Here is a 12,399-nt window from a genome sequence, read left to right as displayed (position 1 = left end):
GCCTCCTGAAGGCAGCGAAAAGAGAGGCCCCGGCCGGGAGGGTGTGGCCGGGGCCCCAGTGCGGGGGAGCGGGGGTTACTCGTAGAGGGTGTCGGCGTAGGAGAGCTGCTTGCGGAGCTGCTCTTCGGTGGGGATGTTCGGGGCGGCGTTGATGGTGAAGTTATAGATCTTCTGCACGGTCGGCTGGCGTCCCTCGGGCGCCTCGTTCCTGGCCTTGAGCTGGCGGGCGTAGGTGGTGACGCCCTGCGCCAGTTCGGTGACGGCGGACACAGCGGACATGCTTGCCGCCATCGGGGTGACGTCCTCGACGGCCATCAGCGACATCATCACCATCGGCGCCATCTTCATGGACTGCGGAGCGACCAGGCTGGCCGGGGCCGCCCCGCCGCCCTGCACCGTGGGAGCTGAGACGGTCGGGCCCTTGAAGGTGCGGTTCAGGCTGTTGAGCGAGGCGATCATCGTGGAGACGGCGGAGGAGACCGCCGTCTTGGCCGAGTTCATCGCGCCCTGGACGGCCGAGACGAACCCGGAGAGCTTGCCGGCCGATGCAGCCTGTGACGCGAGCGACTTGAACTGAGCCACCGACGTGGTGACTCCGGACTTGATGTTGCTGGTGACCTTGGACATGTTGGCCTTGACCGCGTCCGGGGTCTTGTCGGCCCGCGCCGCCGAGGCCATGTCGGTCGGGAGCTTCCTGAAGGCCGTGGTCGCCTGGGTTGCCCCGGTCCGGATCGCCGTGGTGACCTTGGTCATCTGTCCCTGGACGCCGGAGACGATGGAGCCGTCCGAGACGACCACTGATGACATGCTCTTGGGCAGCTCGGCGAAAGCGGTCTTAGAGGTGGCAACCCCAGTGGTGACCGCAGTCGTGATCTTGCTCATGACCGAGGTGATGCCGGTCGAGACGCTCTCCGACAGCACCGCCTGACTCATGCCCTCGGGCAGTTTCCGGAAGGCCGCCGCACCTTCGGTGGCCTTCGCCCCGATGATGGAGTTCATCGCGGTGAGCTTGGCCCCGATCTCCTCCGGGGTCTTCGCGGAGTTGATGATCTCCTGCATGACCTGGGGAAGCTTGGCGAAGTTCGACTGAGCGGCCGTAACACCAGCGGCGATCTTAGCGTTGGTCTCGTCCAGCTTGATGCCCATGAGCTGGGCGATCTGGCTGGCCTGGGTCTGGTTCTCCATCCCCTTGAGCATGTTCGTGACCTGGGCGATGGCCTCGGGGCTCTTGGTCTGGATCGCCGTGAGCACCGACTGCATGTTCGCGCTCATGCTCATGGCCAGCGGATCGCCGCTGGCGGCGGTCGTGGCGATGAGCTTTTGCATGGAGGCTTGCCAGGCTGCATCGGCCTTGCCGCCCGTGGCGGTGACCGTGTTGATCAAGCCGGTGAACTGCTCTCGGAAACCTGCGTTGAGCTCGGCGGAGCCGGTCTTGCCGGTCTCCACCAGGCCGTCGATGCTCGACTGCCACGAGCTGTTCAACTCGCGCATCCGGCCGACGCTCTCGCCCACGATGGCTGACAGGGTGAGTCCGAGCTGGCGCTGGAGGTTGGTGGCCGCTTCCTTGGTGGAGTCAGCCTGGGTGACCAGGCCCCGCAGGTGCTCGGTGCTGACGGTGGCCGTGGCCTTGAGCGTTCCCGAGATCAGGTCGCCGAATTCTGCCGTACTCTCCGCCGCGTCGCCCATGTAGTCGGCCATGGACAAGGCGGCCGAGGCCGCCGACGAGGCGAAATTGATCAACGCCGTGGTGAGGTTGGTGATGCCGTCGATGGCCGCTGAGTCAGAGAGCTGGGAGGCCAGCGCACTGACCGCGACGGCGAGGGTGGCCAGCACCTCGGGCGCCATCCGGGCGAAGGCGGCGGCTACCTGTTCCAGGGCGGGTGCCATTGCCGCCAGGGAGTCGGCGAACGCCTGAGCTGCCCGGCCGTAGACGGCGCTGTTGCGGGAGAAGGCATCGAAAAGCCGCTGAAAACCTGATGCGAGGCTGTCGATGACGCCAGGGGAAAAAGACGCAAAAGACCCCATGAGGGTGGCGACCGAGGGGGCTAGCCGGAGGGCTGCGGCCGTGATCGCCTGGAAACCTGCGGAGAGGGCGGAAGCCCATACCGACAAGTGGAATTGGAACGTTCCAAACGCGGAGCCCAAAACAGACAGGCCATCGGAGATCCCGACGAAAAAACCCGAGGCGCTGAGGTTGGCCAGCCCACTGTTGAGCCCGCCGAGCGCGTTGGTGGCGAAGGACAGCAGCCCCTGGGTGAGTACGGGGAGGGCGGCTGCCGAGTGTCGAAACGCTTCGACAAGATCGAAAAAAAGGGGTGTCCCCTTCTGAAGCGCGTCGTTCAGCAGCGACATCGAGCTGCGCAGGCCCTCGACCATCGGCGTGGCGACGGTGCCGAGGGTCTGCTTGAGGGTGTCTCCGAGGCTCTTGAAATCGGCCCGCAGGTCGTCGTTGGTGGCGACGATCGCCGTGCCGATCGCGGCGAAGACGAGCGGCACGGCTGCCAGCGCGGCCACCCCGATGACGACCGAGCCGACCGCCAGGGCCGCCGACACAGCGGCGGTGACCATCGAGCCGAGTGCGGCGACTACGGCGGTGACGATGACGACCGTGCCCGCCATCTGGGCCAGGCTCGCCACGACGCCCGCGACGGCGGAGCCGACCGAGCCGAGTGCGTTACTGGCCAGGCCCCCGGCCCGCGTCATGCCGGAGAAGGCACCCTGGGCGCTCTCACCGAGCGTGCCGAAGGACTGCATGGTCTGGCCGACCGCTGCGGAGACTCCGGCCAGGACGCCGAGGGCGAGGCCACCGACCCCACGCAGCGAGCCCGACAGCGACGTCAGGCTCGAACGGTCAACCTCGACCCGGACCTTCTTGGTCTCCGGCCTGGTGACCTCCTTGATCTTCGCCTTCGCCGCCGCGACATCGGCGTTGACGTCGACCCGCTTGCTGCCGGTCTTGGTGACCTCCGCGACGCGGGCACTGGCGTTGGCGGTGTCGAGCTGGAGCTTGACGTCCACGCTGCGGTCGCGCAGGAACGTCTTCAGCGACGCATCGGCCTGCCCCGCGTTGAGCGTGACCTTGACCCGGACCTCACGGTCGCGCAGGGCCCGCTTGAGGTCGGCGTCGAACTTGTCGAGGTCGGCGTTGACCTCGATGTCGATGGTCTTGGACGACCACTTGGCAAGCTCGGCCTTGATTTTGTTGCTGAAGTCACTGGTGTCCGGGACGACCTTGACGCCGACCCGGCCGACTTCTTTGCGAGCGGGACTTCCCGCCATGGATTCCTCCGGTCCGCCCCCTAAGGGGGAGACGGAGGAAGGGGGACCTTCCGCTGGCCAGGCCCGATCACAGGCGCAGGGGCGTCCTCACCCCGCAGGCGGGCAAGCAATGGGGTGGGCTTCTTGGGGGCCTGAGCCGCAGCCGGAGCGCCGGGGCGGGGGTAGGCGGGGAAGGGCTCGACCTTCTTCGGCTTGTCGGAGTTCGACAGCTGGAAGAGATAGATCAAGGCGTTGACGGCGTCGTAGAGGTCAGCCAGCACGAACGTCTGCCGGTCCCACCCCGCGTACTGATGGCCACCGCGGACCGCTGTGACGTAGGCCGAGTCGATGGGGAGCTGCCTGATCCACGCCAGCGCCAGCTTGGGAGAGAGTCGGCCGCGCGGAATGTCGCGGATATCAGTGTGGTAGATCCGCTGAAAGTCGGCGGCCAGCTCATCCCCGTACTGGTCGATGAGCTCGATCAGGCTGAGGCTTCCCCCAGAGCGTCTCCGTTACCAGCCTTCATCCAGGCGTCGAAAACGCGGGTGCGGATCTGCGGCGGAAGGTCGTCCAGGGAGTCCTTCAGGGACTGCTTCTTGTCGGCAGAAGCCAGGAGCATCGCGTCCATCGCCTCGATGCGAACAAAGGTGTCCGCGCCCTCATCGCCGACCACGCCAAGCAGGGTGGTGACGACCTTGAGCTCCTCCTTGCCGAGGAGCAGGACCGGGCGAAGGGTGACGGTCTCGCCGTCCTTGGCGTGGAACTCAAGGCCCTTTTCGGCCAGCGCGCGCTTGACGTCGTTGACCAGGTCTTCGTACTTCAAAACAGCCATGGGGATTCCTTCACAGCAGCGGGAACGTGGGAATGGAAAATCCCGCCGAGAGCGCCATTCCCGAGCGCTCTCAACGGGGGTCTTAGTTACCAGACTCATATATAAAGGCATGAGAAAGGCAGGATGATCAGGACTGGTCGATGGTGAACGGCTTCGACGCGGTCTCGCCGAAGTTCGTCTCGACCCGCAGATCCACCGGCAGGTCGCCGGACTCGATCGGTGTCGGGACGGTGACGGTGACCTGGGTACCGGTCGGGGTGGTGACCGCCCCGGTGCCTTCGTAGACGCCGAACCACACGGTGAGCGGGGCGTCCAGGTTCGTGCCGATGAGCTGGATCGTGGCGCCGGGCGCAGCGGTGGCCGGGTTGACGGAGGTCAGGGTCGGGGGAGTGATCTCGACTGCGGCGCCCCACATGACCGGGGAGATCTCACCCAGGCCGGAGGTGCCGCCCAGGATGGTCGCCTTGACCGGCATCTCACTCAGCGCGGCCGGGTCATACGTCACACCCTCAGCACCGATGAGGCTCACGCGCTCGTAATACTCGACCACGTGACGGTCACCATCGACAGCGACGATGAGCATGGCCTTGGTGGTGGCGCTAGGGACGGACGGGATGATGAACGAGCCATCCGCAGCAACGCCGCCGCCGCCGTAGTAGAGCTTGTAGGTCTCCACGTTGAAGTCGGCCAACGCCAAGGTCAGCGTGTAAATCTTCGCCGGGCTGGTCGTACGAAGTGCCGGCTTCTGCCAGGTCCCCAGTACCTCCGGCTCGTCGCCCTCGGAGTCGTGAGCGATGCCGTTCTCAAGACTCGTGTTGCCGATGCTGGCCCAGGCGACACCAACGCTCTCACGCAGGGTGCGCAGGTTGAGGATGTCAAGCGGCAGGACGGGCTTCGGGGTGCCGGGGCTCGCGACGAACACGTGGCCCGTCGCCGGAACGAGGACCGGGTCCTTGGTCAGGTACGTCGGGGGCATTACCAATCTCCTATGTGCAGGCAGGTAGAAAGAAGGAAGGGGGTTAGCGTTAGCGCAGCGCCCGGACGGAGATCTGATAGGTCCCCTGAAACATGGCGCTATCGCCATGCTTGGAAGAGAGGCCGTCGTAGACGCGCGAAGGCGCGTTGACCTCGCGGTGGCCGAACAGGTATCCGGCCTCGTCGGGGGTCTCGTAGCGGTAGCTCTGGCGGCTGGCTTTGGACAGGCAGGCCCCGGCTCGGCGCGCGAGTTGAGAGGCGCCTCCGCGCGTGGCGTCGAACGCTTCCACCTCGAAGTAGCAGACCGCGAACAGGTGCGGGTGCCTACTCGCTCCGCCGCCTGTGGCGCGCACCACGAGGAAGGGCTGTTGCGCCCACTCCTTGGGAGGCTGGCTGTGGATGCGGGGGACGCCATCGGTGACCAGGTCCGGCATGTAGTGCGCGAGGGCGGCGATGATGACCTTTTCCGGATCGGGGATCATCACAGCCCCCCGATCGTCTTGGCGATGACGTGGCTGCCGGGGACCGGTTCGTCGGACCAGGTGTTGTGGTGGCCGTAGTTGTAGCCCATCGCGCCTTCGTCGTTCAGACCGAACCAGGCGTCCTTGGCCCCCAGGGCCTCGGACTCGACACTGGCCGCCATCGCACCCGTCGACGAGTTGATGTTGCGGCGCAGCAGCCTCGCGCCCCGGTGGGCGGTCTCGATGACCTCGGCCCGAACGCCCGGTAGACCGGCGACTATCTCTTCGATGTCGGGGTTGACCCAGTAGCTCACGGCGGGTCTCCCAGCAGCTCACACAGGACCGTGATGTAGCTGACTCGGCGGTTGCTCCACCGGCGCGGCTGTTGGACGACCGTCCACAGCAGGCCCTGAGCCTCGACGCGAGACCACTGGTCCAGCTCGGCCAACTCGGGCCGCCACTTGATGACCAGGGTGATGCGGGCGGTATCGGCCCACCCCTGCGAGGCGAACCTCTGGTTTGCCGCCCACCCAGCACCAGCGAAGCCGGTCGGCAACACGAACGCCTTGAACTCGGTGAAGTCCGCGGTGGCCACCGGGCTCTTTCCGCCGCCGTAGCCATCAGGAACCCACTCGGTGTGAAAGACCTTAATGTCTTCGTTGGCCTTGTCCAGGATCATGCCGGGCACTCCGGTGCGAGGTGGCTGATGATCTGGATCGAGCCCACGCTGTTGCGACTGCGCCACGGGCGAAGAGATTCCTTCGCCGCTGGGGAGAGGGTGACCACGGCGCCGCCGTAGGCGTAGCCCGTGGCCAGGTCACCGACGCGGTCGGACGCGACCCCGGGGTCGGTGTTGAGTGCCCTGATGACCTCCAGGCAGGCAATCGCTTTCACGGCGGCCGGGGCCTGGGTGGTTGCGTAGCTGCGCCGCAGGAACGTCTCCACCAAAGCGGTGATGTCGGCGATGGCTGACTGAACCTGGGTGAGCCGTTCGTCCTCGAAGACCTGTGCGGTGCGAGCTTCGATGTCGGCGACCGTCATCAGCATGCGGCCCCCTTTCGAGCAGCACGGGGCAAGCCCCCGGCGTCAGGCCGGGGGCTCACAGGCGTACGAGGGATCAGGGCTCGGTCGGGGCAACGACGAGCGAGTGGGGGGCGATCACCTTGGCGTCAAAGTGGACACGCGCTTTGACGGCGTCGGTGAACTTGGCCTCCGGCTTATAGGTGTCCATGTCGGCGTGCGGCACGACGGCGGCCACTGCACCCCGAGAGCCCAGGATCATGTCCACGCCGCGAGCCGCGTTGTGGGAGGCGCCTACCAGGGCCTGCTTGCCCTTACGGGTCACGCGCGGGCCGACCGTGTTGGAGACGATGACCGGCACGCCGACGATGCTGCCGATGAAGCCCTTCACCATGATCGGAGTGCCGCCCCAATGCGCGGCGTCCATGAACTCCTTGAGCTTCAGCAGCTCGGCCTTGACGGTCGTGCCGATGATGAGGAAGTTGTCGCCCTCGGCGTTGGCGTCTTCCAGCAGCGAGAGCATGTCGACGATCTGGTTGTAGCGGGCCTGCGTACCGGTGCCCAGGGCGACGGACTCGACCAGACCGTGCAGCGGCTCGGCCTTGGAGTCGGAGTTGGCGTCCTTGCCCAGGCCGGAGTCCACTGCCGTCTCCTGGGAGGCCAGGACGATGGCTTCGGCGACCAGCGCGTCCAGGGTCTCCGCCGCGTTGCGGGCGCGCTGGCGGACCAGCTCCTGCATGAGGTTGATGCCCTGCTTGGTCTGGAGCTGGTGAAGGTTGTCGACCTCGAAGTGCCAGGAGGCGCCCTTCGCGACCTGCATCTTGATGTACTCCAGCTCGGCGCGGTCCGCCGAGCCGATGGAGCCGTACGCCCTCACCAAGCCCTTGTCCTGGACGGTGTCACGGAAGTGCGGGATGCGAAGCACATCCCCCTCGCGCCGGAACTCGCCCTCGTAGGTGTTCGTGCCGAGCAGGCTTCCCAGCACGAGCTGGTCTTCGGTGTTGGTCAAAAGCTTCGCGGTCCACACCTCGGGGATGAAGACGTTGCTGGTGCCGGTGGTCAGCCGCGCGCCGGTGTCCTTGTAGGTGCCATTCGCGAACGTGCTGTTGTGCAAGGTGGGGGTCCTTAGTTATGGGGCATGCAAAAGGCCCCCGGCGTGGTGCCGAGGGCCTGGTTGATGCAGGGGGTGTTAGATCTCGCCGCTCATCAGCGCATCCAGGCGGCCGTCTTCATGGGCCTGGTTGATCTCGCGGGGCGACATGCGGGAAAGCGCCTCGCGGGTGAGCTGGCCGGCAGTGCCAGAACCCTGCGGGCCGATGCCGAGATCTTGGGCGTACTCGGGCTGCGACCACTTGGAGGCGAGAGCCGAAACCTTCTGTGAGATGGCCTCGGAGTCGGGCGAACCGTCCTCTGCGAGGAACTTGGAGACATCCAGAACGTCCAGCAGATCAGCGGTATCCAGACCGGCCTTGGCGGCGGCGGTCTCGAAGGCCGCGGTGGCCAGCTTCGGCCCGAACTCACCCAGCAGCGCTCGGCGCGCGTTGTCCACGGCCTCGGCAATCGCCTGGTCCTGGTCGGCCTTGGCCGTCTCAGGGGCGCCCGTCTGAGCGCGTTCGTATTCCATGAGCTTGGCGTAGTTGGTCTTCGACCGCTCCTCCCACTTGCGGGATTCGGTTCTCAGCTTCGCCTCGGAATCCTCCAGCTGAGCGATGCGGTTCAGTAGCTCATCGACAGATGGCGGGGTCTCGGTGCTCTGCGGGGTGCTCAATGTGGTGTCTCCGTATCCGTGCGGATGGCATAAGAAAGGCCCCGCCCGTGCGGGCAGGGCCGGACACACGCCGGGTCAGGCAGCCTTCTGCCGGGCCTTCTGGCGCTCGACGCTCGCGTCCTTCGATGGGGGCGAAGTCTTCTGCGGCTGGCCAGGTGTGCTGGCTCCAGCCGGGGCGGCGACCTGAGCAAGAGCCGTCTGCTGCTTGATGGCCTGCTCGGCTTCTCGTTCACGCTGTGCCTTGATCAGCGTGAGGTTGCGCTTGATCTCGGTGGGGGTGAAGCCGTACTTCTCCTGAAGCACCTCATCGGGGACCCCGATCTCCTTGAGCTTGACCAACGAGTCGGCCAGGGCCGCCTTGTTGCGGTGCTCGGGATCGGCCCAGATGGTCTCGCAGTCGAACGCCTTCGCGCGGGGGTCGTTCTTGACCTTGAACGCCAGCCGCATCACGCGCTCCCAGCTTTCGCCGAAGTGCAACATCCGCTCGCGCGCCTTGGCCACCAACCCGGCTTCGGCAGCTGTGATGCTCTCGCCACTGGGAGCGACCCCGCCGTTCAGCAAGAAGTAGTGGAAGGGCACACGGCTCTGACTGGCCATGTGCTGAACCAGCATGTCGATCAGCCGGACGTAGTTACTCAGGTCGGCGGGGTCGAACTGCCCCCAGCGCGCGTCCGGGCTGTCCAGGGTGATGATGCGGTCGATGTACGCCTTCATCATCGCCCGGCGTTCATCGTCTTCGTTCTCGTAAGGCTCGATCCCGCTCAATACCCTCTGGGGGTAAGCGGCGAACTCCGAGGCCGTGAGCGCGTCCATGGACACCTTGTTGATGGCGTCCGCGATCGGGATCACACCGCTGATCTCGCTGTACGGCAGCAACTTGAGCCGGGAGCGGTTGTTCAGTGGAACGACCGGGACGACCTTCAGCGGGTTCTTCTTGGTAACTGGATCGTTCCAACCACGGAGTCCCTTAGTGGAGGTGTAGGCAAAGTTGGGCGTCCACAGGGTGCAGAACTCGGTACCCCAGTCGTCGGAGTACTGCTTGTAGGCCACTTCCAGTTCGCGGCGACTGCCCGCCCGGTACTGGACGACGACCTCGTCCGCGGACTCCGGGGTGATCTGCGGCTCGCGGTCCTGGTTGGCCCACACCGTGATGTACGACGAGCCTTGGACCAGCGCGTTGATGTGCGCCGAGCTGCTGTCGGCGTCCAAGCAGTTGCGCTGCCAGATCAGCTGCGCATCCTTGTCCGCCTGCTCCTCAGGGCCTCCGAAGCGGAAGCCCTGAACGCTCAAGCGCTCACTGATGCTGTCCACGATCAGAGGGACGAAGTTGTCCCTCCAACCCACGAACGTGTCCCCGAAGATCTCGCGGAACTTCTCCTGGGCGTAGGTCAGGCTGGACCCCAGGACATCGGAGTCGTAGTAGTGCGTCGGCTTGGAGACCCGTGCCTGCTGGACAGCAAGCTGTCCTTCAAGGTGACGTATCCATTCGACCGGTGTCTGTGGCTTTGCGAAAACAGCCAACAGGCCAAACCTCCATGTGGATCAGGCACGAAAAGGTGCCCGACACACACGCGGGGGCCTTCGTGGTGCTGTGCTAGTAAGTGCGGAGCCGGGCTCTACGCCGGACCTTCATGCGGCCGTCAGCAATGGCTTCAGCGCGGGCCTCATAGGCCAAGACCGCCGCGATGGCGGCGTCGATCCGCTTCTTGGACCGCTTGGATTCCTTGCGGATCAAGGTCCCTTGGGGGACCTCGTAGGTCACCGCGTTGGCCACATGGCGGGCCAGGTCGGGGTTGCCGTCGTGGCAGATGTCCTCGGCCAGATGCGCTGCGGTGTGCATGCGCTCGATGGCCTTCGTCATCTGAGTAGCGCGCTGCGGGGAGAACTCGAAGACGATGTCTCGTCCCTCGGGGTCCTTCTCCTTGAAGTCCAAGGCCCAGGTCCCGACCACGTTCTGCCAGTAGCTGGGGTCGGCGAAGATCCACATCACGCGGTAGGTGGCGAACGCCTCGCGCATCTTGCGATCCACGAGCAGGGTGTCCACCTGCCAGTCGGCCGCGCTCTTGGAGAACTTCGGGTCCGGCTGCTCATCCAGGTGGATCAGGAACAACTTGCCATCCCGCAAGCGGCAGCCCACGATCGCCGTGGAGTCGCTGTAGAGGCTCCCATCGAAGCCGATGCTGATCTGATCGCCGGGCTTGATCGGGTCGACGTTGGACAGCAGGCCGTCATAGACGGGCTTGGCCATCCAGGCGTCGGATGATTCTTGGATCTTGTTGAGATAGAACCTGTACGCCTGTGCCTGAGTCGTACGCGGGTCCTGGATCGCTTCCAGGAGCCCTGGGATGTCCACCCACCGCGAGTCGCCGTACGCCTGCCGTAGACCCAGCTCAACGGCCCCGAGGTCCTTGAGGTCGATCTCGTCGGAGTCAGCCTCCACGCAGTCGTACAGCAGCCGCCCGTTGGGCCGCTTCAGGTACGCCTCGTAGGTGCGCTGCGCTACCGAGTCCTCGTTCGGATTGTGCGCGTTGGTGGATTCGACGAAGCGCGAGCCCGCGCCAGCGGTCTTTCGCACGTTGCGGTCGAGCACCTCGAACACGGAGACTCCGCCGTTGGAGGGAACCCAGTGGTGCGTCTCGTCGCCAAGGCAGAACGTCGGCCTTGCGCCCTCCAGACCCCGGCTGGAGCTGGTGACGGGCTCAATGCGGCCAGGGCGCCCGCTGCGAAACTGCACCCTCTCCTTGCCGATTTCCAGGTCGTACTCGACCTCGGCGGGGGAGTTGGAGAGCATCCCGCGGATCATGTCTCGGGTGTTTGCCGTCTGGTCGATGCTGGTCGCGGCGATCTGGATCAGCGGCAGACGAACCGCCTTGCCGACCGGATAACCGTTCTCGTCAAAGTGGGAGAACCGGCAGGGGCCGATGAACTCAACGATCGCGAGCGCTGCCAGGACAGGGGTTTTTCCCCTGGTAACCACCCCTTGCTGCGGCGAAGGCAGGCTGTGTCGTACAGCCACTTACCTCGTTCATCTATGGCGTACAGCCACAAAAGGAAGATCTTCTGTTCGGTGGTGAACTGCCAGGGTTCACCGGCGTGCTCGCCGTCCGGCTGGACGAGATACTTCTCGCCCCAGCGCAAGATCTGGTAGCCCAGGCTGCGCGTCGGGTGGGGGACACCTTCGGGAACGTTGCCACTTTGCATGGAGTGTGGGTCACCTCCCAACGGGTGCTCAGGTCGCTTCCAGGCATGGGGCCTTCAAGCAGGCGACAATGAAGATGTGGAGGGAGCCCGATGGACTACGACGAGATATGGGCCAAGATCGAAGCGGCCAGCGAGCGTCGGGGCCGTGAAAGCTCGGACGAAGCGCTGCGCGCTTACCGGGAGGACTTGCGAAAGCCGCCTCCGCCGCCGAGCGTCATTCCGGAACCGGAGAACTTGGGCGACGGGGTTCTACGATTCCGCTGTCCGATCTGCCCCTGGTACTACGACGAGCAGATGGACAGCCAGTCGCCCGGACGGGTCATGCTGTCGGCCGATTTCACCGCCCAGGACTTGATCGAACAGCTCGCGGTGGAGGGCGAAGCTCGAACCAATGCTTTGCTCGTCCGGACGGAGCGAGAGTTCATTACGCACTACGCCGACAAACATCCCGGCCGCTGACCTCTCTGGTCACGCGCCTCCGAGCGACCTGTACAGCTCGAAGTCGGCGACGTTCTCGGGAAACGTGCCGGGCTTGTCGTCGGGCTTCTTCTCGATCTTGTTCATCCGCAGGCGCATGCGGTCGGTGACCGTGGCGCCCAGGAGGCTCTCGTTTTGCCGGATTTCGGCCAACGCGTTGTGTCCGGGCCTGCGGAAGTACGCCTCGACCAAGGGGGCGAGCATCTGGAGACGCATCCAGTCGGTGGCACGGAACGCCTCGGACTGCTCAGAGGCCGCCCAGGTGTCCCACCAGCGCTGCGTGGCGATGCAGTAGCCATCTCGCTTGAACAGCTTCCTCAGCTTGTCGGGGACGTCCTCGTCGCCTTCCAGGTGGCTCAGGTCCACCGTGTTGCGCCTGACGGCGTTTTCCTTCGGGGCAGGCCCTC

Annotated in this window: 13 protein-coding genes; 1 reads left to right on the top strand and 12 read right to left on the bottom strand. The window is 65.4% G+C overall.

The window, feature by feature from the left end; genetic code table 11:
• Positions 1-75: 75 nt before the first annotated feature.
• The 11 genes from ABD817_RS09650 to ABD817_RS09600 all read right to left on the bottom strand — a co-directional run bounded on the left by ABD817_RS09650 (position 76) and on the right by ABD817_RS09600 (position 11,330).
• A complete protein-coding gene (locus tag ABD817_RS09650; protein ID WP_344917320.1) occupies positions 76-3,279 on the bottom strand; it encodes a hypothetical protein in 3,204 nt (1,067 codons plus the stop codon).
• Positions 3,280-3,739: 460 nt separating this feature from the next.
• Positions 3,740-4,090 carry a hypothetical protein gene (locus ABD817_RS09645; protein ID WP_344917318.1) on the bottom strand — a complete coding sequence of 117 codons (351 nt, stop codon included), beginning with the start codon at positions 4,088-4,090 and terminating at the stop codon, positions 3,740-3,742.
• Between the two features lie 127 nt (positions 4,091-4,217).
• Positions 4,218-5,066, bottom strand: a complete 849-nt coding sequence (locus ABD817_RS09640) for a phage tail tube protein (protein WP_344917316.1) — start codon at positions 5,064-5,066, stop codon at positions 4,218-4,220.
• A gap of 49 nt (positions 5,067-5,115) precedes the next feature.
• A complete protein-coding gene (locus ABD817_RS09635) occupies positions 5,116-5,547 on the bottom strand; it encodes a hypothetical protein (protein ID WP_344917314.1) in 432 nt (143 codons plus the stop codon).
• Positions 5,547-5,840: a DUF5403 family protein gene (locus ABD817_RS09630; protein WP_344917312.1), complete on the bottom strand. Its 294-nt coding sequence runs from the start codon at positions 5,838-5,840 to the stop codon at positions 5,547-5,549. Before ABD817_RS09630 ends, ABD817_RS09635 begins: the two co-directional genes overlap by 1 nt.
• Positions 5,837-6,205, bottom strand: a complete 369-nt coding sequence (locus ABD817_RS09625; protein ID WP_344917310.1) for a hypothetical protein — start codon at positions 6,203-6,205, stop codon at positions 5,837-5,839. Before ABD817_RS09625 ends, ABD817_RS09630 begins: the two co-directional genes overlap by 4 nt.
• On the bottom strand, positions 6,202-6,573 hold the full coding sequence (locus ABD817_RS09620) for a hypothetical protein (protein ID WP_344917308.1): 372 nt from the start codon (positions 6,571-6,573) through the stop codon (positions 6,202-6,204). Before ABD817_RS09620 ends, ABD817_RS09625 begins: the two co-directional genes overlap by 4 nt.
• Positions 6,574-6,643: 70 nt before the next feature.
• A complete protein-coding gene (locus tag ABD817_RS09615; protein WP_344917306.1) occupies positions 6,644-7,660 on the bottom strand; it encodes a hypothetical protein in 1,017 nt (338 codons plus the stop codon).
• Between the two features lie 75 nt (positions 7,661-7,735).
• The gene (locus tag ABD817_RS09610) at positions 7,736-8,314 is read right to left on the bottom strand and encodes a hypothetical protein (RefSeq protein WP_344917304.1); all 579 of its coding nucleotides are present in this window, start codon (positions 8,312-8,314) and stop codon (positions 7,736-7,738) included.
• 75 nt (positions 8,315-8,389) lie between these two features.
• Complete coding sequence (locus ABD817_RS09605; RefSeq protein ID WP_344917301.1) at positions 8,390-9,835, bottom strand: phage portal protein; 1,446 nt, start codon at positions 9,833-9,835, stop codon at positions 8,390-8,392.
• Between the two features lie 73 nt (positions 9,836-9,908).
• Complete coding sequence (locus ABD817_RS09600) at positions 9,909-11,330, bottom strand: terminase TerL endonuclease subunit (RefSeq protein WP_344917298.1); 1,422 nt, start codon at positions 11,328-11,330, stop codon at positions 9,909-9,911.
• A gap of 275 nt (positions 11,331-11,605) precedes the next feature.
• Between ABD817_RS09600 and ABD817_RS09595 the strand changes: the two genes are divergently transcribed.
• Complete coding sequence (locus ABD817_RS09595; protein WP_344917296.1) at positions 11,606-11,974, top strand: hypothetical protein; 369 nt, start codon at positions 11,606-11,608, stop codon at positions 11,972-11,974.
• Between the two features lie 9 nt (positions 11,975-11,983).
• Here the strand turns inward: ABD817_RS09595 and ABD817_RS09590 are convergent.
• Positions 11,984-12,399, bottom strand: a 416-nt coding sequence (locus ABD817_RS09590; RefSeq protein ID WP_344917293.1) for a phage terminase small subunit, incomplete at its 5' end; no start/stop codon positions are given.

It is taken from the genome of Streptosporangium oxazolinicum, assembly GCF_039537505.1.
Lineage (GTDB): Bacteria > Actinomycetota > Actinomycetes > Streptosporangiales > Streptosporangiaceae > Streptosporangium > Streptosporangium oxazolinicum.
The sequence above is the reverse complement of the archived record's forward strand: the minus strand, read 5'-3'. Positions and strand labels throughout refer to the sequence as shown.